19 protein-coding genes and 1 tRNA gene are annotated in these 23,977 nt (G+C 58.9%); 8 read left to right on the forward strand and 12 right to left on the reverse strand.

What is annotated here, in order from left to right; translation table 11 throughout:
* Positions 1-5: 5 nt before the first annotated feature.
* The 3 genes from FHS21_RS21525 to FHS21_RS21535 are packed head-to-tail and all read left to right on the forward strand — an operon-like array spanning position 6 to position 3,810.
* Positions 6-2,084, forward strand: a complete 2,079-nt coding sequence (locus FHS21_RS21525; RefSeq protein WP_183663851.1) for an acetate--CoA ligase family protein — start codon at positions 6-8, stop codon at positions 2,082-2,084.
* Entirely contained in the window at positions 2,081-2,863 is a 783-nt protein-coding gene (locus FHS21_RS21530; RefSeq protein ID WP_183663853.1) for a carnitinyl-CoA dehydratase, read from the forward strand. The genes FHS21_RS21525 and FHS21_RS21530 overlap by 4 nt, the downstream gene beginning before the upstream one ends.
* Positions 2,860-3,810 carry an alpha/beta hydrolase gene (locus FHS21_RS21535; protein WP_112529371.1) on the forward strand — a complete coding sequence of 317 codons (951 nt, stop codon included), beginning with the start codon at positions 2,860-2,862 and terminating at the stop codon, positions 3,808-3,810. The genes FHS21_RS21530 and FHS21_RS21535 overlap by 4 nt, the downstream gene beginning before the upstream one ends.
* Here the strand turns inward: FHS21_RS21535 and FHS21_RS21540 are convergent.
* The 9 genes from FHS21_RS21540 to FHS21_RS21580 all read right to left on the reverse strand — a co-directional run bounded on the left by FHS21_RS21540 (position 3,807) and on the right by FHS21_RS21580 (position 14,539).
* Positions 3,807-5,465 carry an ABC transporter ATP-binding protein gene (locus FHS21_RS21540; RefSeq protein WP_112529373.1) on the reverse strand — a complete coding sequence of 553 codons (1,659 nt, stop codon included), beginning with the start codon at positions 5,463-5,465 and terminating at the stop codon, positions 3,807-3,809. The genes FHS21_RS21535 and FHS21_RS21540 overlap by 4 nt on opposite strands.
* Complete coding sequence (locus tag FHS21_RS21545; RefSeq protein ID WP_112529375.1) at positions 5,465-6,289, reverse strand: ABC transporter permease; 825 nt, start codon at positions 6,287-6,289, stop codon at positions 5,465-5,467. Before FHS21_RS21545 ends, FHS21_RS21540 begins: the two co-directional genes overlap by 1 nt.
* Positions 6,290-6,299: 10 nt before the next feature.
* Positions 6,300-7,259, reverse strand: coding sequence for an ABC transporter permease (locus tag FHS21_RS21550; RefSeq protein WP_112529377.1), 960 nt, complete (start codon positions 7,257-7,259; stop codon positions 6,300-6,302).
* A 10-nt stretch (positions 7,260-7,269) separates the two neighbouring features.
* Positions 7,270-8,859 carry an ABC transporter substrate-binding protein gene (locus FHS21_RS21555; RefSeq protein WP_112529379.1) on the reverse strand — a complete coding sequence of 530 codons (1,590 nt, stop codon included), beginning with the start codon at positions 8,857-8,859 and terminating at the stop codon, positions 7,270-7,272.
* Positions 8,860-8,994: 135 nt separating this feature from the next.
* Positions 8,995-10,998, reverse strand: coding sequence for a CocE/NonD family hydrolase (locus FHS21_RS21560; protein ID WP_112551183.1), 2,004 nt, complete (start codon positions 10,996-10,998; stop codon positions 8,995-8,997).
* A 194-nt stretch (positions 10,999-11,192) separates the two neighbouring features.
* Complete coding sequence (locus FHS21_RS21565) at positions 11,193-12,044, reverse strand: ABC transporter permease (RefSeq protein ID WP_112529383.1); 852 nt, start codon at positions 12,042-12,044, stop codon at positions 11,193-11,195.
* On the reverse strand, positions 12,044-12,757 hold the full coding sequence (locus FHS21_RS21570; protein WP_112529413.1) for an ABC transporter permease: 714 nt from the start codon (positions 12,755-12,757) through the stop codon (positions 12,044-12,046). Before FHS21_RS21570 ends, FHS21_RS21565 begins: the two co-directional genes overlap by 1 nt.
* 121 nt (positions 12,758-12,878) lie before the next feature.
* On the reverse strand, positions 12,879-13,661 hold the full coding sequence (locus FHS21_RS21575; RefSeq protein WP_112529385.1) for a transporter substrate-binding domain-containing protein: 783 nt from the start codon (positions 13,659-13,661) through the stop codon (positions 12,879-12,881).
* A gap of 59 nt (positions 13,662-13,720) precedes the next feature.
* Positions 13,721-14,539: an ABC transporter ATP-binding protein gene (locus FHS21_RS21580; RefSeq protein ID WP_112529387.1), complete on the reverse strand. Its 819-nt coding sequence runs from the start codon at positions 14,537-14,539 to the stop codon at positions 13,721-13,723.
* A 174-nt stretch (positions 14,540-14,713) separates the two neighbouring features.
* On the opposite strand from FHS21_RS21580, the gene FHS21_RS21585 reads away from it, so the two are divergent.
* From FHS21_RS21585 to FHS21_RS21605, 5 genes are all read left to right on the forward strand, one after another.
* Positions 14,714-15,583, forward strand: a complete 870-nt coding sequence (locus FHS21_RS21585; protein ID WP_246411129.1) for a dimethylarginine dimethylaminohydrolase family protein — start codon at positions 14,714-14,716, stop codon at positions 15,581-15,583.
* Entirely contained in the window at positions 15,580-16,242 is a 663-nt protein-coding gene (locus FHS21_RS21590) for a TetR family transcriptional regulator C-terminal domain-containing protein (RefSeq protein ID WP_112529389.1), read from the forward strand. The genes FHS21_RS21585 and FHS21_RS21590 overlap by 4 nt, the downstream gene beginning before the upstream one ends.
* On the forward strand, positions 16,242-17,429 hold the full coding sequence (locus FHS21_RS21595; protein WP_112529417.1) for a pyridoxal phosphate-dependent aminotransferase: 1,188 nt from the start codon (positions 16,242-16,244) through the stop codon (positions 17,427-17,429). The genes FHS21_RS21590 and FHS21_RS21595 overlap by 1 nt, the downstream gene beginning before the upstream one ends.
* Positions 17,426-19,012 (forward strand): 5-guanidino-2-oxopentanoate decarboxylase, encoded by a 1,587-nt coding sequence (locus FHS21_RS21600; protein WP_112529391.1) that lies wholly within the window; start codon positions 17,426-17,428, stop codon positions 19,010-19,012. Before FHS21_RS21595 ends, FHS21_RS21600 begins: the two co-directional genes overlap by 4 nt.
* A gap of 139 nt (positions 19,013-19,151) precedes the next feature.
* Positions 19,152-20,153 carry an ABC transporter substrate-binding protein gene (locus FHS21_RS21605; protein WP_112529393.1) on the forward strand — a complete coding sequence of 334 codons (1,002 nt, stop codon included), beginning with the start codon at positions 19,152-19,154 and terminating at the stop codon, positions 20,151-20,153.
* A 72-nt stretch (positions 20,154-20,225) separates the two neighbouring features.
* On the opposite strand, the gene FHS21_RS21610 is transcribed toward FHS21_RS21605, so the two are convergent.
* The 3 genes from FHS21_RS21610 to FHS21_RS21620 form a co-directional block, all read right to left on the reverse strand.
* Positions 20,226-22,268: an NADH:flavin oxidoreductase gene (locus FHS21_RS21610; protein ID WP_112529395.1), complete on the reverse strand. Its 2,043-nt coding sequence runs from the start codon at positions 22,266-22,268 to the stop codon at positions 20,226-20,228.
* A gap of 158 nt (positions 22,269-22,426) precedes the next feature.
* Complete coding sequence (locus FHS21_RS21615; RefSeq protein ID WP_112551181.1) at positions 22,427-23,386, reverse strand: hypothetical protein; 960 nt, start codon at positions 23,384-23,386, stop codon at positions 22,427-22,429.
* Between the two features lie 214 nt (positions 23,387-23,600).
* Positions 23,601-23,689: transfer RNA gene (locus FHS21_RS21620), tRNA-Asn, on the reverse strand.
* Positions 23,690-23,977 lie beyond the last annotated feature (288 nt).

The following is a 23,977-nucleotide window of genomic DNA, read 5'->3' on the forward strand; positions in this document are numbered from 1 at the left end:
ATTTGATGGCATCGCATAAGCTCGATCGTCTGCTACGACCGAAAACCATTGCAGTCTTCGGCGGTCTGCAAGCCGCCGAAGTCATCAAGCAATCACAGAAAATGGGCTTCTCCGGCGAGATCTGGCCGGTCCACCCCAAACATGACGAAATATGCGGGCTGCAGGTATACCGGTCCGTTGCCGATCTGCCGGGAAGCCCCGACGCTGCCTTTATTGGCGTCAATCGCTTTCTCACACTGGATATCGTGCGTGACCTGCGTGAAGCCGGTGCCGGCGTCGCTGTCTGCTACGCCTCCGGCTTTCTTGAAGCCGGTGCAGACGATGCCGATGGCGCAAGGTTGCAGGAAGAACTCGTCGAAGCGGCTGGCGATATGCCGATCATCGGGCCAAATTGCTACGGGCTGATCAACTACTGCGATGGCGCCCTGCTCTGGCCCGACCAGCATGGCGGGCGGCGGCTCGGCCCGGATGAGCGCGGCGTCGCCATTATCACCCAATCGTCCAACATCGCCATCAACATGACGATGCAGACGCGCGGCCTTCCCATCGCCCACGTCATGACGGCGGGCAACCAGGCGCAAACTGGCCTGCCCGACATGGCGATAGCCCTGCTCGAAGATGAACGCGTTACCGCGCTCGGCCTCCATATCGAGGCGTTCCAGTCGGCGCCAAAATTCGAACTCCTTGCCAAACGTGCCCGCGAGCTCGGCAAGCCCATCGTTGCAATGAAAGTCGGGCGTTCGGCGCAGGCACGGGCCGCGACCGTCTCGCACACGGCCTCACTGGCGGGATCCGATGCGGCATCGGACGCTTTCCTCAAGCGGCTCGGCATAGCCCGCGTCAACTCGATCGCGTCTTTCCTTGAAACCTTGAAGCTTCTGCATGTGCACGGCCCGCTCGATGGCAACACGCTCTGTTCCATGAGCTGTTCCGGCGGCGAGGCATCGGTCATGGCCGATAGTGCCGAGGGTCGATCTGTCAACTTTCCAGAATTGACGTCCGAGCACCGGGCGCGGGTCAAAGCCACGCTCGGAGCATTCGTCGCCGTCGCCAACCCCCTCGATTACCATACGTTCATCTGGAACAACGAGCCGGCATTGACAGAGACATTCACCGCCATGGTATCCGGCGGCTTTTCGCTAAGCTGCCTCGTCCTCGATTTTCCGCGCAAGGATCGCTGTTCGGATGTCGACTGGTGGTCGACCGTTCGAGGTTTTGAAAACGCGCTGGCGACTAATCAAGCCAAGGGCGCCATTGTCGCTTCGCTGTCGGAGAATATTCCGGAAGAATACATGTCCGGCCTGATGGCGAAAGGCATCGCACCGCTCTGCGGCATAACAGAAGCTTTTGATGCGGCGGAAGCTGCAGCCTTCATCGGCAAGGCATGGAAGACGCCGCTTGCGGAAGCCGTGGCGGTTCTCGAGGAGCCAGCTGAAGGCCGCACACGCACCCCGGACGAAGCCGAAGCCAAGGCGATCCTCAAGAGTGCCGGCCTGGCCGTGCCGGACGGACAGCGCTGCGCCACGAGCCTTGAGGCCGTCGCCATCGCCAACGCGCTCGGCTATCCGGTCGCACTAAAAGCACTCGGCATTGCCCACAAGTCCGAGCAGAACGCCGTACGGCTCAATCTGAAGGATGCCGATGCAGTCAGGTTCGCCGCCGATGATCTTGCTGGTATCGGCTCCGGCCTGTACGTCGAGCGGATGGTGACGGGAGCGGTTGCCGAGCTTATCGTCGGTATCGTCGATGACCCGCAATTCGGTCCGGTCATGACTCTCGGCACCGGAGGCGTTCTGGTGGAATTGCTGCAGGATACGGCTACGCTGCTCTTGCCCTCGAGCCGCGAGGACATCGAGAATGCGTTGCGCTCGCTGCGCATGTTCCCGTTGCTCGATGGCTATCGCGGCAAGCCAAAGGCCGACCTTGAGGCGGCAATCGACGCAATCATGGGCATTGCCGCATTCGCTGTGAACAATTCTGGCCGAATTGCCGAACTTGATATCAATCCGCTGCTGGTCTGCAGGCAGGGCGATGGCGCATGGATTGCCGATGCGCTGCTGGTGACAAAGGGAGAGCTGAAATGAGCGATGTAATCAGGACGCGCCGCGAAGGTGGTATTCTCGAAGTCACGCTGGACCGGCCAAAAGCCAATGCGATTGACCTAACGACGAGCCGCCTGATGGGCGAAACATTCAAGAAGTTCCGTGACGATCCCGAACTGCGTGTCGCCATCGTGCAGACCGAAGGCGACAAGTTTTTCTGCGCCGGTTGGGACCTGAAGGCCGCAGCCAGCGGCGATGCGGTCGATGGTGATTATGGCGTCGGCGGCTTCGGCGGTTTGCAGGAACTGATCGACCTCAACAAGCCCGTCATCGCCGCTGTCAATGGCATGGCAGTCGGCGGCGGTTTCGAGCTCGCCCTCTCCTGCGATCTGATTTATGCCTCAGATCATTCCAGCTTTGCCTTGCCGGAAATCCGCGCGGGCACCCTCGCCGATGCCGCAACCGCCAAGCTGCCGAAGCGCATCCCCTATCATGTCGCCATGGATCTGCTGCTAACAGGCCGCTGGATGGACGTTAGCGAGGCGCACCGCTGGGGTCTGGTCAACGAGATCCTGCCGAAAGACAAGCTGATGGAGCGCGTCTGGGAGATTGCGCGTATGCTCGAAAGCGGCCCACCACTGGTTTTCGCCGCCATCAAGGAAGTGGCGCGCGAAGCCGAGAGCATGGGTTTCCAGGAAGCCATGAACTGGATTACCAAGCGCAAATTCCGTACAGTCGACACGCTCTACGCATCCGAAGACGGCCAGGAGGGCTTCAAGGCCTTCGCCGAAAAGCGTGAGCCCGTCTGGAAGGGGAAATGACCACCGACTACTCCACATTGATCGACGAGGAGACATGGGCGTTCATAGAACGTACCAACAGTTTCTACCCACCCGATGCCATCGAACTTTCGATTGCACAGCAGCGGGAGGTTTACGACACTATGTGCCGCGGGTTCTTTGCCGGCTATCCCGAGGCCGTGTCTGCGACTGATCACTTCATCGATGCTCGCGATCGCAAAATCCCCATCCGCATCTACAACAAACGTGATGTCGAACCGGAAGCCATCTGCCTCTATTTTCACGGAGGCGGCTTCGTCGTTGGCGGACTTGAGAGTCACGACGATGTCTGCGCCGAACTGTGTGATGGCACAGGCTTCCGCGTGATCTCGGTCGACTACCGGCTTGCACCCGAACACCTGCATCCATCCGCCTTCAGGGATTGCCTTGCTGCCTTCGAGCACGTGGCTGCCACTTCAGATTTACCGATCGTCCTGTGCGGCGATAGTGCCGGCGGCAATCTGGCGGCGGCAGTCGCGCATCATGTGCGCCGCCATGAACGCGCACCCATTGGCCAGGTGCTCATTTATCCCGGTCTGGGCGGCGCGACCGATCAAGGTTCATATGTCACCCATGCCGAAGCGCCGATGCTGACGACGCGTGACACGCTGTACTATTTCAAAGTCCGCGGCGGCGGGTTCAACTGGTCGACCGACCCGCGTTTTGCACCATTGAACGATCCAGATTTTACCGATCTGCCTGCCACTGTCGTGATTTCAGCCGAGTGCGATCCGCTATCGGACGATGGCCGTCACTACCGCGACAAAATCCTGGCAGCGGGCGGCAGGGCGATCTGGAACAACGAACCCGGTCTGGTGCACGCCTATCTGCGCGCACGGCACAGCGTCGAGCGGGCCCGCTCCAGCTTCCGCCGCATTGTGACGGCGGTACATCTGCTTGGGCAGGGCCGCTGGCCCGGCCAGCTCTAGTTTCCGGCGCTGGCCATACGCCGGTGTTTCATCGCATCCTCAAGCCAACCGAGTTCCATCTCCGGAACTGACGACAGCAACAGATCGGTATAATCGTCGAAAGGCGGTGCCAAGACTTCCGACTTCGGCCCGTAGCGAACCACCTCGCCCCGATACATCACGGCGATTGAATCGGCGATGGACTTCACCGTTGCGAGATCGTGGGTGATGAAGAGATAGGCGACGTTCTCGTCCTTCTGCAGATCGAGCAGCAGTTTCAATATGCCGTCCGCCACTAGCGGGTCGAGAGCGCTGGTGACCTCGTCGCAGATGATGAGCTTCGGCTTTGCGGCGAGCGCGCGCGCGATGCACACGCGCTGCTTCTGGCCGCCGGAGAGCTCAGCCGGATACCGGTCGGCAAAGCCCTTACCCATCTCGATCTTTTCAAGGAGCTCCGTGACATGCCTGTCGCGCTCCTTGCCCCGCATCTTGAAATAGAACTCGAGCGGACGGCCGATGATAGTGCCGATGGTCTGGCGCGGGTTCATGGCGGTATCCGCCATCTGATAGATCATCTGCAACTCGCGCAGATCATTGCGGGTACGGTTCGCCAGCCGGGGAGACAACGTCCGCCCGTCAAAGGTGATGCTTCCTTCCATCGGCGGCAACAGCCCGGTTATCGCGCGGGCCAGCGTGGATTTGCCCGAACCGGATTCACCAACGACGGCCAGTGTCTGGCCAAGATGGATATCCACCGAGACATTTTTCAGCACCTTTACCAGTCCGCCGCCATAGGCCGCCGTGACATTGTTCACGACCAGGATCGGCGCGTCGGTCGGGTTCTTTTGCTCATGGGGGATATGATGCACGGAGACCAGCTGGTTGGTGTATTGCTGGCGTGGTTCCTTGATGATCTGGTGCGTATCGCCGTATTCGACTTTCTTGCCGTGCCGCAAGACGATGATGTCATCCGCCACCTGCGCCACGACCGCCAGATCATGGGTGATGTAAAGGGCTGCAACATTCGTGTCGCGGATCGCATCCTTGATCGAAGCCAGCACATCGATCTGCGTGGTCACGTCGAGCGCCGTCGTCGGCTCGTCAAACACGATCAGATCCGGCTCCGAGCACAGCGCCATCGCGGTCATGGCCCGCTGCAGCTGTCCACCTGACACTTGGTGCGGAAAGCGCTGACCAAAGGTTTCCGGATTGGGCAGGCCAAGCTTCTTGAATAGGCCAACCGCGCGTTTCTCGGCTACGGCCTTCGAGCAGATGCCGTGCAAGAGCGCCGCCTCGACCACCTGATCCATCAGCTTGCGCGCAGGATTGAAGGCCGCGGCAGCAGATTGTGCGACGTAGCAGACTTCACGTCCGCGCACCTGCCGTAGCAATCTTGCCCCACCTTTCAATATATCACGGCCATTAAGCAGGACTTCGCCGCCGGTAATCCGAACGCCGCCGCGCCCATAGCACATGCTGGAAAGGCCGATGGTCGACTTGCCTGCACCGGACTCGCCAATGAGCCCCAGCACCTTGCCGCGCTCGACCTTTACCGAAACATCGTCGACAATGACGACATTTCGCGGCGGTTCTCCGGGAGGGTAGCTCGTCGCTTCGATGCGCAGGTTGCGGATATCGAGCAGGGTTCCACTTCTGTCTACGGGACGTTTGGCCATTAGCCGCGCCCTCCCTTCAAGCTGGTGGTGCGATTGAGGATCCAGTCGGCAACCAGATTAACCGAAATGGCAAGAACGGCGATGGCCGCAGCGGGGATAAGCGCCGCCGGAATGCCGAAGACGATGCCTTCCTTGTTTTCCTTGACCATGCCGCCCCAATCCGCGTCCGGCGGTTGCACACCAAGCCCAAGAAAGGACAACGCGGAAAGAAACAGCACCGCAAAAATGAAACGCAGTCCAAGCTCGGCGATCAGCGGCGTCAGTGCATTCGGCAGGATTTCCCGGAAGATGATCCACATGCGTCCCTCGCCGCGCAGTTTTGCCGCCTCGACGAAATCCATCACATTGATATCGACGGCGACGGCGCGCGCCAGCCGGTACACCCGCGTCGCATCGAGGAGGCCCATCACCAGGATGAGCGTCAAGACGTTGGCAGGCAGCACCGAAAGCACGACAAGTGCGAAGATCAACGTTGGAATTGCCATGATCAGGTCTACGAAGCGCGACATGAGCTGGTCAAACCAGCCGCCGATGACCGCTGCCGCAAAGCCCAGCACCGAGCCCAGGATAAATGACAATGCCGTCGCCATTGCGGCGATGAAGATGGTGATACGCGCGCCGTAGATCATACGCGACAGCAGATCGCGCCCCAGATTATCGGTGCCGAGCCAGTACTTTGCGGAACTGGGCTCCCACACATCGCCGACTGTTTCGCCAACTGAATATGGCGCAACCCATGGTGCGAAGATTGCTGCAAAGAGAAACAGCGCTGTGATGATGAGGCCAATCCATGCGCTGATCGGTATGGTCTTTATATTCAGCATCTGCGCGGCCTCACTTGGGATGTCTGAGGCGGGGATTGGAAACAATCGCCACGATATCAGCAACAATATTGAGGCTGATATAGACAGCCGCGAAAACCAGCCCGCATGCCTGAACGACCGGAACGTCGCGTTTGGCAACGTGATCGACCAGATACTGGCCCATGCCGGGATAGACAAAAATCACTTCGACGACGACCACGCCGACAATCAGGAACGCGAGATTGAGCATGACGACGTTGACGATCGGCGCGATGGCGTTGGGAAAAGCGTGCCGCGTGATGATCTGGAGTGGCGTCAGCCCCTTCAGCTCAGCCGTCTCGATATAGGCGGATTGCATCACGTTGAGGATTGCCGCTCGGGTCATGCGCATCATGTGTGCGAGAACAACAAGCGTCAGCACCGTAACCGGCAGGGCAATGGCGCTCAGTCGTTCACCAAATGGCATCCCCTCGTAAACTGTCGAGACGCTTGGAAACCATTGCAGCTGCACGGCAACGAAGTAGATCAGCAGATAACCGGTGAAGAATTCCGGCAATGATGTCGAGGCGAGACCAAGACCGGATATGATCTTGTCTACGGGGCCGTTACGGTAGCGCACTGCGAGCAGCCCGAGGCCGATTGCCAGCGGAACCGAAACCACCGCCGCCGCCGAAGCGAGGAACAGCGTGTTCCACAGCCGATCCTTCAGCGACGTGGCGATGTCCTGCCCGCTGGAGAGAGCTGTGCCGAGATTGCCGGTCAGGATACCGCCAAGCCAGCGGAAATAGCGGATATAGGCCGGATCGTTGAGGCCCATGTCACGCCGCAAATTTTCAAGTGCTTGCGGCGTAGCGGATTGTCCGAGAATGGACTGCGCGACGTCTCCAGGCAGAATCTGCGTGCCGACGAATATCAGCACGGAAACGGCAAGGAGAAGGAGTACGCCCATCGCAATACGCTGGGCGACCAGTTTTAGGACAGGCGTACTCATCCGCCGACCTCTACGCGATCAGCCAGCAGCGCGACAATGCGTAACCGCCGCTCATCTCCTGATTGCCGTCCGGCACCCAGCCGCCAACCTTCTTGCTCGTCGCGTCGATGAAGTCGTTGAACATCGGTACGATGACACCGCCTTCGTCGCGTACGATGACATTCATGTCGCGATACATCGCCTTGCGCTTGGCCTCGTCCAGTTCGCCGCGCGCCTGCAACAGCAGTTTGTCGAACTTCTCGTTGAAGAAGCGCGTGTCGTTCCAGTCTGCCTTGGAATAATAGGCCGTCGAGAACATCTGGTCCTGCGTCGGACGGCCACCCCAATAGGATTCCGAGAATGGCTGCTTGTTCCAGACCTGCGACCAGTAACCATCGCCAGGCTCGCGCTTGACTTCGATGGTGATGCCGGCCTTGGCAGCGCTCTGCTGATAGAGCTGCGCCGCATCGATTGCGCCGGGAAATGCAACATCGGAAGTGCGAAGAAGCACCGCCCCATCGTGACCGGACTTCTTGTAGTGGAATGCCGCCTTGTCCGGATCGTATTTACGCTGTTCGATATCGTCCGAAAATAGCGGGTATGCCTTGTTGATCGGCGTATCGTTACCCACAGAACCGTAGCCGCGCAGAATGGTCTTCACCATCTCTTCGCGGTTCATCGCATATTTCAGTGCCAGCCGCAGATCCATGTTGTCGAACGGCGCGGTGTTGCAGTGGGCGATGAAAACGTAGTGCCCCTTGCCCGCAACGTTCTGGATTGTCACGCCCGGCACACGCTTGACGAGATCGACGATCTTCGGCTCGACGCGGTTGATCATGTGTACCTGACCGGACTGCAGAGCCGCCGTGCGGGCCGTCGCATCGTTGATGACGATGATTTCGATCTGCTCGGCGTGACCGCGCTTGTCGCCGTCCCAGTAGTTCGGGAATTTCGTCCCGATATGACGTACGCCCGGCTCATCCGTCACCACCTTGTATGGTCCGGTACCGATACCGGCAGTCGGCTTGTCCTTGCCGCCGCCCGGCTGGATCATCAGGTGGTAGTCATCCATCAGGAACGGCAGATCGGCATTGGCTTCTTTCAGTGTGAAAATAACAGTATCGCCGTCTTTCTTCACGCTTTCGATGCCACCCATGACGCCGAGCGCACCGGATTTCGAATTGGCATCCGAATGACGCTCCATCGTGGCGACGACGTCGTCTGGCGTCATCTCCTTGCCATCATGGAACTGCACGCCCTTGCGGATCTTGAAGGTCCAGACCTTGGCGTCGTCCGATGAGCCCCATTCCGTCGCGAGTTTAGGATTGAGCTTGCCGTCGGGCTGGATCTCGACAAGCTGCTCGCCCCACTGGCGACCGAATTTGTACGGAACCTGGCTCTGCCACGTCGCGGGATCAAGACTGTCAGTGGAAGCGCCGCCCTGCATGCCGGCTTTCAACGTTCCGCCCTTGACCGGACCTTCGGCAAGCGCAGCGCTCGAAAGCAGGGAATTGGCGAAGACCGTGGTGACGCCGAGAGCCGCGGCGCGGCCGAGAAAGTCGCGGCGCGAAAGCTTGCCAAGTGCAACCCTGCGGCTGAGATAATCGAGTTCGTTTGACATATCTATTCCCCTTCTTCTGCTTGCGACGCCCGGCGTCCCAATTCTGGTTTTTGTGAATTATGCGACCTGATATCCGTAAATTTCAACCCTTTAAGTTTGGTATTTAAGACAACGCTGCAGATGCAGCGTTCAAAGTCAGATGTGATTGCGTGCAATCGTCTCGGTAAAATCGCGCTCGAACACTGCATTGTCGTTTTCGTATGCTTCGATGCGCCCGGTCAGATAGAAATTGTGCTTGTCAGAGCGCATCGTCGTGAATGTCTCGGTGCGGATGCGCCAGTTGTCGCGCCCCGAAACTTCGGTCCAATGGGTCTCGCCATAGGCGGAAAGCGGATCGTCTGCGTTGATTTCCCAGCGCTCGCGCGCAACGCCGCCATGGATCAATCCGTGATCCTTGTCACGCGCCTCGCCGAAATCGTCTTCGATCACGAGACTGATCTTGCCTGTGACCTGATCATGTTCGATCGACCGGCTGTTGCCGCCGGGGCGCAAGGTTTCAAGCTGCCACGGCGACGCGGCTTCCGGCTCCGGAAAGCTCCATTCGTCACCTGTCGCCGGTTCCCGCGAAGGAACGCTGATCTGCCCGCCCTCTATCGTCAGGCTGACATTTTCCGGCGAGGGCCAGACCATCGGCCAATAGGACGACGAGACGGCCACCCGCAATATGTGACCGGCCGGCATGCGATAGGCGATATCGTCCAGCTTGAAGCGGATGCCGATCGCTTCTCCCGGCACAAGCGGCTCCGGCCTGTCGTGCCCGTTGCGATGGCAGAGATTGAATACGCCATAGGTGATGCGTGTCGACGCGCCATCCGGATGCACATCGCAAAGCCGCACCGCAACCATGGCAACCGGCATGTCGCTCGACAGTGTCAATTTGATCTCCGGCGCGCCGACAATATCGATCGGATTGTCCAGAACCGTGTCGTAGCAAACCGACAGCGCATCGTCGCGGCGCTGGTCGCCGGGCATTTCCGGTCCAAGCCAGATCGCGCAGTATTCGCCGCCCATCATGCCGCAATCCTGAGGCGATGCCACGAGATGAGAAAAGCCGTCAGATGCCACCGGCGCGAGAGACTTGTCCGCTTGCAGATGCAGCACTTCGGAAGCAATCGTCCTGGATGGCCATTCCTGTTCTACGATCCAGCGACCCGGACGTTCCGTGTACCAACTCTTTGGGCGAACCGAATCCATCAGATAACCGCGATAGGCCGGATCGTTCTCGACACCGGTATCGATATCCTTGAGCCAGCGATCCCACCAGCGCAGCGCCTCCTGCAGGAAGCCGATACGCGGTTCCGGCACTGCGAAATGCGGATATTTGTGCACCCAGGGCCCGATGATGCCCTTGACCGGCGCTGTGATGCCCGCCATCAGCCGCGGCACGGCGTTCTTGTAGGCATCGCCCCAGCCACCGACGGCGAGTGTCGCCGCCTTGATCGCCGAAAAGTCCTCGCAGACCGAACCGCGCTGCCAATAGGCGTCGCGCGTCTGATGGTTCAACCAGACGGCTGGCAGGAAGGGCTCGTTGTCGAGCCGATCGAGCCACATATCGCGCCATTTCTCGCCGGCGAGCGCCGGGTCTGGCGCACGCGACGAATAGGCGAGCATCGTCGCGCCCCAGCCGAGATTTTCGTTCAACAGCAGGCCGCCCTTGTAATGAATATCGTCGGCATAACGGTCATCGGTCGAACAGAGCGTGATGATCGCCTTCAGCGCTTCCGGCTGCAGCGCCGCCACCTGCAGCGAATTGAAGCCGCCCCAGGATATGCCCATCATGCCCACCTTGCCGGTCGACCAGGGTTGCGCTGCTATCCATTTGATCACCTCGCAGGCATCGGCGAGTTCCTGCTCGGAATACTCGTCTTCCATCAGCCCTTCGGAGTCGCCATTGCCGCGCATGTCGACGCGCAGGCAGGCGTAGCCGTGACCAGCAAAATATGGGTGGGTCAGGTTGTCCCGGGCGGTGGTGCCATCGCGTTTGCGATAGGGAAGAAATTCGAGAATGGCAGGAACCGGCGTCTGGTCGGCACCATCTGGCATCCAGACTCTCGCCGAAAGCCGGCAGCCGTCGGGCAGGATGATGCCCATATCGGCGTGCTCGTGGATATTATGCTGAAAAGTCTCGACTGTCCGCATTATCACCCTTCGCCTCGTCAAAGAGTCGGAAAATGGCAAATGCTCACCGGCTTTGCACCGCCGGTGATACGCGTCCCATCTTTCTCGTCTTTTGCGAGGTGTTCCTTTTGCCCACACTATGCGCATCTGCTCAGCGACACGCCTCTAACACTTGCGACATAAGTCCCGTCATTTGCGCCACGAGCAGAAAACGCTCAACCAAGCTTCGACGGTATCAATCTTTCCACGCGCCGGAACAGCATGACGATGATACCCGTGATCACGAGATAGCCCGCCGCCAGCAAAAGCAGCGGTTCGTAGGTAAGAAACGTATCCTGCCTGACGCGCGATGCAACCGAGTATAGATCGACGACAGTGATGGTCGCGACCAAAGGTGTCGATTTCAGCTGCAGCACGGCTTCGCCCGCCAGCGTCGGCAGCGCCCTGTGAATGGCTTGCGGCAGCCAGATACGGCGGAAGATCGTGAAGCGCGGCATGCCGAAAGCGCGCGCCGACTCCAGCTGCCCCTTGGGAACACCCGCAAAGGCCCCCCGCATCACTTCGCCCTCATAACCGGCATAGGACAGCGTCAAGGCAAGGACAGCATAGGGCCACGCCTGCCGCAAGTAGGGCCACAGCTCGGATCCTCTGATCCAGGGATATTGCGGAAACAACGACCCGAGGCCGTAATAAAGCAGCCAAAGCTGCACGAGCAGCGGGGTACCGCGAATGACCGTGCAGAACGCACGCGCCGGAATGGCCAGGAACGCCGGGCCGGATGCCTGCGCCAATCCCAGGGGAACCGCCAGCAGAAAACCAAGGACGACCGTCACGACCAGTATCCAGATCGTCCGCCACAGACCCTGCAAGATCAGACCGCCATATTGCGGCAGCCAGTCCCAGCGCATGAACAATGCCGCCGAAGCCACAAGCGCCAGCCCGATGAGGATAAGCACGATGCGATGCGGCGGCAGCTTGCTTGCCAGACTGCTTGCGTCCTTTTCCTTGTGAATAGGAAAGGTCTCTATCGGAACTTCAATTTCGGTTTCGCCAAGTACGTTAGACATCAGCGCGCCTCCTTCACCGAAGGCATGCCGCGCCGCGCCCGTTTCTCAACCGATTCCAGAATGACACTGGAGAACAATGTAACGAACAGATAGAGCGCACCGGCTGCGAGGTAGAACGTCATATAGGCTTTCGTCGTCCCGGCGGCCTGGCGTGTTTCCAGCGTCAGTTCGCTAAAGCCTACGACTGCCAGCAGCGCTGTGTCCTTCGTCGAAATGAGCCAGAGATTGGCAAGCCCGGGCAATGCGTGCGGCAGCATCGCCGGCAGTGTAATCCGGCGCATCATCAGCACCGGCGACATGCCGTAGGCCCTCGCCGCCTCGATCTCGCCTTGCGGGATGGCTTTGATTGCGCCGCGCAGCACTTCCGTCGCATAGGCGCCCTGGACAAAGCCGAGCACCACGATACCGGCGACGAGACCGCTGATATCGACACGCTGATAGCCCATCCCCTCAAGGATACGATTGATCAGGTCCGTCCCTGCATAATAGAGCAGGATAATCATTACCAGTTCGGGAATTGCCCTTACCAGCGTCGTATAGATTGCCGCCAGATCGCGTGCGATCGGGCCTCCATAGAGTTTCGCGTATGAGCCGAATGTTCCGATAATCAGGCCCATGCCGAACGCGCCGAAGGCAATCTGCAGCGACCGCACCAACCCGCGCAAGAGATTGGCACCCCATCCTGGCGCTACAGGAGATAGAAGATCGAACATGCCGGTAATTCCGGCGGGGATAATCGATGCGTCGGCCAAGCCGTCCTCGATTCAGCGTCAAATGCAGGTTTCGAACAACGAAAAGGCCGGTGTTGGAAACCCAACGCCGGCCCAAACTCAATCAGCCGCCATACATGTCGATGGTGAAGTACTTCTTCGAGATTTCGTCATACTTCCCGTTGGCCCTGATTTCTTTGATCGCCGCGTTGAACTTTTCCTTCATCGCAGTGTCGCCCTTGCGTATGCCAACGCCAACGCCAGGTCCAAGGATCTCGAGATCATCGGCGACCTTGCCCTTGATGTCGCAGCAAGCCTTGCCTTCAGGGGTGGCAGCAAAGGTTTCCAGCGCCAGTCCATCGGCCTGGGTAGCGTCGATACGTCCGGCTGCCAGATCCTGGTTGGCTTCGTCCTGCGTCTGATATTCCTTGATCTCGGCAGCAGTGTCAGCGAAATGCTTCTTCGCATAGGCCTGGTGCACGGTCGAAACCTGCACGCCAAGGATCTTGCCCTTCAGACCTTCGGGTGTCGCGTCCATCTTCTCTTCCTTGGAGCCGAGAATCAACGTCGGGGTATTGTAGTACTTGTCCGAAAAATCGATCGTCTTCTCGCGTTCCGCGGTGATCGACATCGAAGCTGCAATGATGTCGATCTTCTTCGTCGTCAGCGCCGGAATGATGCCATCCCACGAAACCGGCGTGATGACGCAATCAAGCTTGGCCGCTTCACACATTGCCATGGCAATGTCGATTTCCCAGCCCTGCCATTTGCCGGATGCATCGGGCGCCGCGAAAGGCGGATAGGGTTCGGCGGCAATGCCAACCTTGACCTGTTCGGCATTGGCTGCGCCAAGGCCGGCAACCACAAGCACAACGACTGCTGCCGTTGTTTTCAGAAAAGACTTCATTCTCATCTCCATTGGTTCAACTGTTCCCCAGGGTTGCTCCCTGTATTGCTTTTAGTCACTTATGAAACAGTTCGTATAAACTGTTTCAAACGTTCAGATTTTGGCGATCCGAATAGTTGTTCCGGAGGCCCTTCCTCTTCGACGATTCCATTGTGCAGGTACATCACATGGCTCGCCACTTCGCGGGCGAACTTCATCTCGTGGGTGACCAGCAGCATCGTCCGGCCCTCTTTCGCGAGGTCGGCTATAACCTTCAGGACCTCGCCGACAAGCTCGGGGTCGAGCGCCGAGGTCGGCTCGTCGAACAGCATCACACGCGGCTGAATGGCCAGCGCCCGCGCGATTGCGCCCCGCTGCTGTTGTCCGCCGGACATATAGGCGGGATAGACATCGCGCTTGGCTGAAAGACCGACGCGCTCAAGAAGCTGCTCGCCAATGGCCATTGCCTCGTCGCGCTTCATGCCGAGCACATGCACCGGCACCTCGATGACATTTTGGATGAGCGTCATGTGCTGCCAGAGATTGAAGTTCTGGAACACCATGCCGAGCCGGCTGCGAATGCGCTCGATCTGGCGGCGATTGGCTGGCACCTGGCCGCCATGGCCGTCACTGACCATTTTGACATCTTCGCCATTGATGCGAATGACGCCGCTAGTGGGATTTTCAAGGAAATTGATGCAGCGCAGGAACGTCGACTTGCCCGAGCCACTACCGCCGATCATAGCGACGACATCGCCGTCCTTGGCGGACATCGAAACGCCTTTGAGCACTTCAAGCGCGCCGAACCTTTTGTGCAGGTTCTCGATGTGGATAGCTTCAGCCTGTTCAGCCGCGCCCGGTTGGAGAGGGTCCGCCGCAACGGCTACATTCGCCGTCATTCCGGGATTCCCGCGCATAGCTGTCGTGCTTGCTCAATCATCAGTTATTCGATCCGCCTCTTTTGTCAGCATGGGTCTTGATTGCCCGAATTTAGCCCATCACACCACTTGCGCTCTAATTATGCAAGCGTATAAATACACGGACCAGCAATTTTTCGAGAGCACCCCCAAAACATGTCATTCGGTTCGCAGTCCATGGCCCTTCCCTTGAAACGCGTCATAATGCGCATGCCGGACAGGGTCATGGCCGACGCCGAGCGTGACGTCTGGCACTATGGTCCGCAGTTCGATCCGCGCCGGGCGTCCGAACAGCACAAGGTCTTCGCCGATCTTGTTGCCCGGTCCGGTGCCGACATTACCTGGATACGCGATGGCAATGATGCGCTCTCGGATTCGATATTCACCCATGATCCCTCGCTCGTCACCGATAAAGGTGCCGTCCTTCTGCGCATGGGCAAGAACCTGCGCCTCGATGAGCCCGATCTGCATCATGAAACCTACCGCGAGATGGATGTCCCTGTTCTCGGCCGCATCGAAGCGCCAGGCACCGTCGAAGGCGGCGATTGCGTCTGGGTCGATAGCAATACCTTGGCGGTCGGGCGCGGTGTCCGCACCAACCAGTCCGGCATCGAACAGCTCTCAGCAATCCTGAAGCCCCTCGGCATCACTGTTCTTGGCTTCGATCTGCCCCTCTGGCATGGCGAAGAGGCTTGCCTGCATCTGATGTCGATCATTTCCCCATTGGCCGAGGATTTGGCGCTGGTGCACCTGCCACTGCTGCCTGCCGCCTTCTACCAGCTCCTGAAGGAGCGCGGCATCCGCCTCGTCGTGGCACCGGAAGAAGAGTTCGCCGCGAGCAATGGGCTCAATCTGAACGTCTTGCCGACTGCACCCTACGAGGTGATCGCCGTCGCCGGTTTTGACAAGACCAAGGCCGCCATGGAAGCTGCGGGCTGTACAGTCACCACATTCGAAGCCGATGCCCTGTGCATCGCCTGCGAAGGTGGCCCCACCTGCCTGACCCGGCCCGTCTGGCGCCAATGACAGCGTCCCGCTCTACCACACGCAAGAGCTTCCGCCGCGAAGGCGAAGACAAGCGCCGTGAGGATCTGATCGCGGCGACGCTCGAATGTGTGGCAGAGCGCGGTCTCGCTGGAGCAACAGTGCGCGAGATCGCTCTGCGCGCCGATGTCACCGCTGGTCTCATCCGCTATTATTTTCCGGCCAAGGACGATCTTATCGGTGCTGCCTATCGCGCGGTCATGAACCGCATGACGGTTCAGGCAAGCGATGCACTGAAGAGTGCCGCCGATGATCCGCGTGACCGTCTCAATGCTTTCGTGAAGGCCAACCTCGGCCAGCCGATCATGGACCCCAACAATCTTTCCCTGTGGGCGGGGTTTATCGGCATGGTTCATGCCGATCCAGCCATGGCTTTGGCGCACCGCGACGGCTATCTTGGCTTCCGCGACGAGCTGGAAGCGCTTATCCGCGAAGCATTGCTGGCCGCCGGGAAGCCGGCTGACCCAATTCATACCCGCCGCCACGCCATCGCCGTCAACGCGATTATCGACGGGCTGTGGCTTGAAGGTTGTCTCGCGGGTGATATTTTTGCCGAAGGAGAGTTGGCCGAGACCGGTATAGCCGCTATCGAAGCCGTTCTAGCAATTTCTCTCAATCCTGAAAAAGGAGGCGCGATATGATGCGCTATGCGTCTGTCACCGACCGTCTGGCCGGACTTGGATCCGACAAATGGGCTGTCCATTTCCGCGCTCGCCAAATGAAGCAGGCAGGACACGAGATCATCGAATTGACGATTGGCGAGCCTGACATTCCGACACCAACCGACATGATAGACGTCGCCGAACGGGCGATGCGCGCTGGCCGCACCGGCTATTCCAGCGGGCGCGGCGAACCGGCACTGCTTGCCGCGCTCTCGGCGAAATACACTGCGCGCACGGGACGCCAGATTGGGCCGGAAAACATCATGTGTTTCTCCGGCACGCAAACTGCCTTGTCGATGGTCATGATGGGACTTGCCGAAGAAGGCGACGAGATCATCACCGGCGATCCGCTCTATGCGACCTATGACGGCGTTGTCCGGGCAACCGGCGCGACGCGCGTCTCAGTCCCGCTGCGACCCGAAAAAGGCTTCCGCATGCAGGCCGCAGACCTTGAAAGGGTCATCACGCCCAGATCCAGGGTCTTGCTGCTCAACAGTCCTCACAATCCCACCGGCGCTGTCCTCAGCGCCGCGGAGATAGCCGAAATCGGCGAAGTCTGCATCAGGCACAATCTCTGGATCGTGTCCGATGAAGTTTATGAACTGATGATCTACAACGGCACGTTCGCGTCGCCACTGGACCGGGCGGAACTTGCCGATCGCACGATTGCCGTTGCCTCTATCTCGAAATCCCATGCCGCTCCGGGCTTCCGCAGCGGCTGGTGCATCGCCCCGAAGGAATTTACGGAGCGCCTGCTGCCGCTGTCCGAATCCATGCTTTTCGGTGGACAGCCCTTCATCGCCGACATGACGGCCTATGCCTTGAGCCACCCATCCACCGCGGCGGCCACGATGCGCGATAGCTTTCTGCGGCGCGCCCAGCGCATTTCGGAACGACTGGATGGCAAGGCAGGCATCGTTGCCAAAATCCCGCAAGCCGGCATGTTCATTCTTGCCGATATTCGCGCCACCGGGCTGTCTGGCCAGGATTTCGCCATGCGCCTTCTCGAAGAGGAGCTCGTCGCGGTCATGCCGGGCGAGTCCTTTGGCGACAACCTTGCAGGCTATCTTCGCTTGAGCCTCAGCATTGCCGATGACAAGATCGACGCGGCCTGCGCCAGCATCGTTCGCCTCGCATCGCGCCTGCAACAACGGAAATCCGCATGACGACTGTCGGTGAAGCCCTCGTCCACTTGCTCGAATCCTATGATGTCGATACGGTTTTCGGCATTCCCGGCGTCCACACGATCGAACTCTACCGCGGCCTCGCCGGATCGAAGATCCGTCACATCACGCCGCGCCATGAACAGGGCGCGGGCTTCATGGCCGATGGTTACGCGAGAGCCACCGGCAAGCCTGGCGTTGCTTTCGTCATCACCGGCCCGGGCATCACCAATACGATAACCGCCATGGGGCAGGCCCGGGCCGACTCGATCCCGATGCTGGTGATCTCCGGCGTCAACCAGCGCGATTCGCTCGGCAAGGGCATGGGTTTTCTGCACGAACTGCCTAATCAACGCGCCATGTTGCAGACTGTCGCGATGTTCTCGCATCGCATCGAGAAGTCCGACGAGCTACCCATAGTGCTCGCCAGAGCCTTTGCCCTGTTTGCCTCGCGCCGTCCCGGTCCGGTCCATATCGAGATTCCGCTGGATGTGATGGCGCTGCCACTGGATGGTGCGGAACGCTTGTCCTCCGATGCACCGATCCCGCACGCTTCGGCCGAGACCATGGCGGAACTGACGCGTCTATGCCTCGGCGCCGAACGGCCGGTGATCCTGATCGGCGGCGGCGCCAAGGCTGCCGCCAGCGCCCTGCAGGCCCTGGCGGAAAAGCTCGACGCGCCGGTCATCGCGACAACCAATGCGCGCGGCATCATGCATGCTCACCCCCTGCTCATACCAGCCGGCCCCAGTCTGAAGCCCTGCCGCGAACTGCTAGGCAATAGCGATCTCGTCATCGCGATTGGTACGGAGATGGGCCCGACCGACTACGACATGTACGGCGATGGTGATTTTCCTGAGCTCAAACGGCTCGTGCGCATCGATATCGACGCGGGACAACTCGACCGCCATCCGGCCCTCATGCCGATCGAAGCCTCGGCCAAGGAAACGGTCGAGGTACTTGCGGCCGCCCTGCCCGAACGCCGCAATTCCCATTCCGGCGTCGAGCAAGCACGGCAGACGCGCGATGCAGCCTGGGCTCATATCGGCCCGCGCTACCAGGGCATGGTCCGCTTCCTCGATACCTTGCGTGATACTTTGCCGGATTCGCTCATCGTCGGCGATTCCACGCAGGCCATCTATGCGGGCAATCTGTACTATGACCATGACCGCGTCGGCGGATATTTCAATGCCGCCACAGGGTTCGGTGCGCTTGGCTTTGGCCCGCCGGCCGCCATCGGCGCATCGCTGGGAAAGCCGGAAACATCGACGATCTGCATCGTCGGCGATGGCGGCTTCCAGTTCGTCCTCGGCGAACTCGGCGCGGCGGTCGATGAGCGTGTGCCTGTCATTTTCATTGTCTGGAACAATCAGGGCTATCAGGAAATCGAACGTGCCATGATCGAGGTCGATATCGACCCCGTTGGCGTGCGTCCATCAGCACCCGACTATCTGAAAATCGCCGAGGCATACGGCGTCCCGTCAAAGCGTCTGGACAATCTCGAAAAACTGCCTGCCGCCTTGCTTGAAGCCAAGGCGAGCGGAACGCCATATCTCATTGAAATCGATGAGAAACTGTTTGATTAGTCCAGTGCCCGGGAACTTACCCAAGAATTGATGGCGGCGTCGCAAAAAATCAAGCCTTTGCCGCATCCGGGCTTCTTGCCTGTCTGCTGTAAGCCTATCGTTGAAAAGCCTTTTCACACCAAAAAACAAGGGAACACTGATGAAAGCATTATTGATGAGCGGCGTCATGGCGTTCGCGCTGCTCGGCGCCGCAGGCGGCGCATCGGCTGCCGAGTGCGGCAATGTCACCATCGCCAGCATGAACTGGCAGTCGGCTGAAGTACTCGCCAATCTCGACAAGATCATTCTCGAATCCGGCTATGGCTGCCAGGCCGAAATCATTCAGGGTGACACGATCCCGACCCTGACCTCCATGACGGAAAAGGGCCAGCCCGACATTGCCCCTGAAGGCTGGGTCGATTTCATGCGCGATATCATGGACAAGGCAGTTGCCGACGGCAAGCTCGTCTACGCCTCCAAGTCGCTCTCCGACGGCGGTGTACAGGGCTGGTGGATCCCGAAATATCTCGCCGACGCCCATCCCGACATCAAGACCATCGATGATGCGCTGAAGCATCCGGAACTTTTCCCCGCACCCGAGGATCCCTCCAAGGGCGCCGTGTTCAACGGACCTGCCGGCTGGGGCGGCACTGTCGCAACCACACAGTTCTTTAAGGCCTATGATGCCGAAAAGAAGGGCTTCACGCTCGTCGATACGGGTTCCGCCGCCGGCCTCGACGGCGCGCTGGCAAAAGCCTACGAGCGTAAGGAAGGCTGGATCGGCTATTATTGGGAACCGACTGCGCTCCTTGGCAAATATCCGATGGTGAAACTCGACCACGGCGCGAAGTTCGATTCTGCCGAATGGAAACGCTGCAACACCGTTGCCGATTGCCCGGACCCGAAGAAAAACGATTGGGAAATCGCCGAAGTCGATACGGTCGTTACCAAGAAATTCAGCGAAACGTCCGGTCCTGCGATGGATTATCTCAAGGCCCGCTCGTGGGACAACAAGACTGTCAACACGCTTCTGGCCTGGATGACCGACAATCAGGCGACAGGGGAAGACGGCGCGAAGTACTTCCTGAAGAACAATGAGCCTGTCTGGACGAAATGGGTCAGCGAAGATGCTGCCGAAAAAATCAAGGCCGCAATCAAGTAAGCAGCCAAGACTCTAACGTCAAAGGGCAGCGATCTTCGCTGCCCTTTTTGTTTTTGTGGGAGATGGAACGCGCTAAAACCGTGTCGCGTATCTCAGCCCGTCAAAGATCGCGGCGTGGATGTTGCGTGCGTGGACAGCATCGCCGATCCGCAGCAGATTGAACTTGCCCTCTCCCCGCAGCGGAAAGATCGCGCCGCCATTGACCAGCCGGTCGTAATCCACGGCGCCGCCATTGCGCGACAATGGCTTCAACTCGCGGTAGAGATCATCGATCGGCAAAGTGCCGTGCTCGACAACCACCTGATCGACCACGCGCTCCTCGTGATAGTCCGGCGCGAAATCCGAGCCGAGCGTCGCGACAAGCTGGTTGCCGTTGCGCGTAACGCTGACAAGCCGTGTGTTGATCGTCACGCGCACGCCCTTTTCCTGAAAGGCGCGCATATAGGGCACATGGTTCATGCCGCCCATCTCCGGCGCGAAAAATCGCTCGGGACTGACAAGCTCCAGCCTTGAACCGGCACGCGCGATCATTTCCGCCGCACTCATGCCCTGGTGCCCGCCATTGTCATCATAGAGCAGCACGTTCTCGCCCGGCTTGATGGCACCCGCCAGGATATCCCAGCTCGAGACCACCAGATCGTCGCCCGCCGTCAATGGCGGGTTTTGCGGCAGGCCGCCCGTGGCGATAACCACGACATCAGGCTCGAGCCCCAGCACGTCGCCGGCTTCCGCCCAGACATTGTAGCGCAGTGAAACGCCGAGGCGCTCGAGTTCATCAAGGCGCCAGTCGACAATGCCGATCATCTCCTTGCGCCGCGGATTTTGCGATGCAAGCCGTACCTGACCGCCCGCCTGATCCGATGCCTCCAGCACCGAGACCCTGTGACCGCCCTCGGCAGCAACGCGCGCCGCCTCAAGTCCTGCCGGTCCGGCACCAACGACCACCACATTGCGTGCGGTCGGTGCTTTTGCAATAATATGCGGCATGGTCTGCTCGCGCCCGGTCGCCGCATTGTGCACGCACAGCGCCTCGCCGCCCTCGTAGATCCGGTCGAGGCAATAGGTGGCGCCGACGCAGGGCCGGATGCGATGTTCATCGCCCGCCATGATCTTGCGCACGATATGCGGATCGGCGAGATGCGCCCGCGTCATCCCGACCATATCGAGCTTGCCCTCGGCCACCGCGTGGCGGGCTGTCGCCACATCGGCGATACGCGCCGCGTGAAAGGTCGGGAATTTCGTTAGCTGGCGAATTTCACCGGCAAAATCGAGATGCGGCGCGGACCGCATGCCCTGGATCGGGATAACCTCGTTCAGCGCCGCGTCCGTATCGATATGACCGCGAATGATGTTCAAGAAGTCGAACTTGCCGGAAGCAGCGATGCGCCGGGCGATCTCGACGCCCTCTTCCTTTGAAAGTCCCTGCTCCCAATCCTCATCCGCCACCATGCGAATGCCGACGATGAAATCCGGTCCGACCGATTTGCGCACCGCATCGATGACCGCCCAGGTGAAACGCAGACGGTTATCGAGCGATCCGCCATAATCATCGTCGCGATGATTGGTGGCGGGCGACCAGAAACCATCCATCAGATGCCCATAGGCCTCGAATTCGATGCCATCGAGCCCCGCCGCCTGCATACGCTGCGCTGCAGAGGCATAATCGCCGATGATCCGCTCGATATCCCATTCCTCCGCTTCCTTCGGAAAGGCGCGGTGCGCAGGCTCGCGTATAGGGGAAGCCGAAACCACAGGCAGCCAGTCCGCCTTGTTCCAGCTGGTGCGGCGGCCAAGATGCGTCAGCTGGATCATCACGGCAGCGCCGTGCTCGTGGCAATCATCGGTGAGTTCGCGCAGCCAGGGCACGATCTCATCCTTGTAGGCATGGAGATTGCCGAAGGCAGGCGGCGATTCGCGCGAGACGACCGCAGACCCCGCCGTCATCGTCAGCGCGATACCGCCCTTGGCCTTCTCGGTGTGATAGAGCCGGTAGCGCTCCTTCGGCATGCCGTCTTCGGAGTAGGCAGGCTCGTGGCTGGTCGACATGATGCGGTTTTTGAGCCGCAAATGTTTGAGCTGATAGGGTTGCAGCAGCGGATCGTCATGTGATGCCAATGGACCAGATTCCCTTTGTCCAGATTTCCCTCTGTCTGGAACGATCCTAACCTTGTCGCGACCTATTCAGTTTCTCCCTCGCGACGTGTTCTGGTACGCAGCCGTCACCCATGATTTGCTGTTGGGATTCCGCCTCACGATCGCATTCTAAGATGGCGTTAAGATTGGTCCGGCATACGGAGGTTGCGCACCGGCACAGTCTGGATGCTGCATTTATCGTCGCTCTCAACTAGACTTTCTCTCGTTATCAGGCCTGCAATTTCCTCATCGTCCAACGGCTCTATGTCCACAGGAAGTTCGACGCCGGTCCAGTCACAATCATCACAATGCGGTCTCTCCCAAACAACATCGAGATCGCCCGTGTGCCTACCTTCTTCCGGATATAAGTTGCGTGAACCACAAGATGGACAGACATCTGGGACACTGCGGTTGTGTCTTATCACCAGTGAAATGCTCAAACTAAGGGCATGCCCAACAGTTGATAAGGCAGCCTCAGCATCATGCCACGTCGCGGACTTGCTGTGGGTCAGCCAATTTGTAAAGGTCCAAGATTCGTTCAACAGGGATTTTATTAATCGACGCCGATCCTTCTGACCACTCCCAGAGCGGATTGTATCGCAAATTATCTCCGTCCATGCCCTGAAGTCGGCACGCTTCAGATCTGTTGCGCCCCCCCATTCTTGGGATTCTTGAGCAGCATAAATAAATTCAAGTAACAGTTCGCGACAACGCATTCCTATCGCTTGGTAATCGGAAATATGCTGTGCCTGACCAAGGGCAGTTTGCACCCGCTCACAATTGACCAATACTTCGCCAAACGGCCTCACCCTTCTACTGGATCGCCGCTGCTTCTGGGTCTGGGGAATACGGAGACATAGCCCCATATGGAAAGTGACCGCGATATCCATATTGGGGAACTGTTCTTGAGAATATAAGTTTGTAGGGTTGGTAATCACCCACCACCGATCAACGTTTGTATGAATGTCCCACACATCGTGCCGATGACCAATGACAGACTCCGAGTACACCTTTTGCAAGAAGGTTATCTCCAAATCAGGAGCTTGGCTGATAAAATACTCAGTGACGGTTTCTTTTTCTTCTGGTGTCGATTCTAACAATCCATCACCTACATCCCCTTAATATCGCACCTGTTTTAACATGGCGAAAGGCTAGTGAAAACTGCTCTGTAGGGTGCGTTTCGGTGTGACATGCCGATAGATTGCCAAGTTAAATCCAGTTGTTTCAAAGCGACAAAGTCGAAACCGCGTTCCCGATAGTCAGCCAACATCATTGAATGAAAAAGGCTGCTCAACCGATTAGGGAGCAGCCTCCTTAATCAGGGAGGGATTCGAACCCCCGTTATCCGTAAAGGTAAACTCCGGTAACAACGGAGCGCATTCGACCGCTCTGCCACCTGTCCACATACGTGGAGGAACCTCAACTATCTGTTTTTTGGGGTGTTGATGTCAATTAATAACATCGGACTAGAAGAGGCCTCTCGGAGAATGGCCTTTCTAAACGAAAACAATTGCTTGTGGATCCCTCTATCCTATGAGTTGCTTTGCCACTGAATTTCAAATGCCTGCCGAAAATATCCGCAAATCTCCCTCAGTCAGTTGCAGCCCCTGTTGAGAAAGAATTTTTCCACCGATCTGAGAGCGCTGCCTGAATATTCCTGCGGATCCAGATCGGATATCAAATCGGAAAAC

The organism is Phyllobacterium trifolii (assembly GCF_014192095.1).
Taxonomy (GTDB): Bacteria; Pseudomonadota; Alphaproteobacteria; order Rhizobiales; family Rhizobiaceae; genus Phyllobacterium; species Phyllobacterium trifolii.

What these genes read in the sequence shown, in the direction of transcription:
- FHS21_RS21525 (WP_183663851.1), top strand. Translation starts at nt 6, where the DNA reads ATGGCATCGCATAAGCTCGATCGTCTGCTACGACCGAAAACCATTGCA.
- FHS21_RS21530 (WP_183663853.1), top strand. Translation starts at nt 2,081, where the DNA reads ATGAGCGATGTAATCAGGACGCGCCGCGAAGGTGGTATTCTCGAAGTC.
- FHS21_RS21535 (WP_112529371.1), top strand. Translation starts at nt 2,860, where the DNA reads ATGACCACCGACTACTCCACATTGATCGACGAGGAGACATGGGCGTTC.
- FHS21_RS21540 (WP_112529373.1), bottom strand. Translation starts at nt 5,465, where the DNA reads ATGGCCAAACGTCCCGTAGACAGAAGTGGAACCCTGCTCGATATCCGC.
- FHS21_RS21545 (WP_112529375.1), bottom strand. Translation starts at nt 6,289, where the DNA reads ATGCTGAATATAAAGACCATACCGATCAGCGCATGGATTGGCCTCATC.
- FHS21_RS21550 (WP_112529377.1), bottom strand. Translation starts at nt 7,259, where the DNA reads ATGAGTACGCCTGTCCTAAAACTGGTCGCCCAGCGTATTGCGATGGGC.
- FHS21_RS21555 (WP_112529379.1), bottom strand. Translation starts at nt 8,859, where the DNA reads ATGTCAAACGAACTCGATTATCTCAGCCGCAGGGTTGCACTTGGCAAG.
- FHS21_RS21560 (WP_112551183.1), bottom strand. Translation starts at nt 10,998, where the DNA reads ATGCGGACAGTCGAGACTTTTCAGCATAATATCCACGAGCACGCCGAT.
- FHS21_RS21565 (WP_112529383.1), bottom strand. Translation starts at nt 12,044, where the DNA reads ATGTCTAACGTACTTGGCGAAACCGAAATTGAAGTTCCGATAGAGACC.
- FHS21_RS21570 (WP_112529413.1), bottom strand. Translation starts at nt 12,757, where the DNA reads ATGTTCGATCTTCTATCTCCTGTAGCGCCAGGATGGGGTGCCAATCTC.
- FHS21_RS21575 (WP_112529385.1), bottom strand. Translation starts at nt 13,661, where the DNA reads ATGAAGTCTTTTCTGAAAACAACGGCAGCAGTCGTTGTGCTTGTGGTT.
- FHS21_RS21580 (WP_112529387.1), bottom strand. Translation starts at nt 14,539, where the DNA reads ATGACGGCGAATGTAGCCGTTGCGGCGGACCCTCTCCAACCGGGCGCG.
- FHS21_RS21585 (WP_246411129.1), top strand. Translation starts at nt 14,714, where the DNA reads ATGTCATTCGGTTCGCAGTCCATGGCCCTTCCCTTGAAACGCGTCATA.
- FHS21_RS21590 (WP_112529389.1), top strand. Translation starts at nt 15,580, where the DNA reads ATGACAGCGTCCCGCTCTACCACACGCAAGAGCTTCCGCCGCGAAGGC.
- FHS21_RS21595 (WP_112529417.1), top strand. Translation starts at nt 16,242, where the DNA reads ATGCGCTATGCGTCTGTCACCGACCGTCTGGCCGGACTTGGATCCGAC.
- FHS21_RS21600 (WP_112529391.1), top strand. Translation starts at nt 17,426, where the DNA reads ATGACGACTGTCGGTGAAGCCCTCGTCCACTTGCTCGAATCCTATGAT.
- FHS21_RS21605 (WP_112529393.1), top strand. Translation starts at nt 19,152, where the DNA reads ATGAAAGCATTATTGATGAGCGGCGTCATGGCGTTCGCGCTGCTCGGC.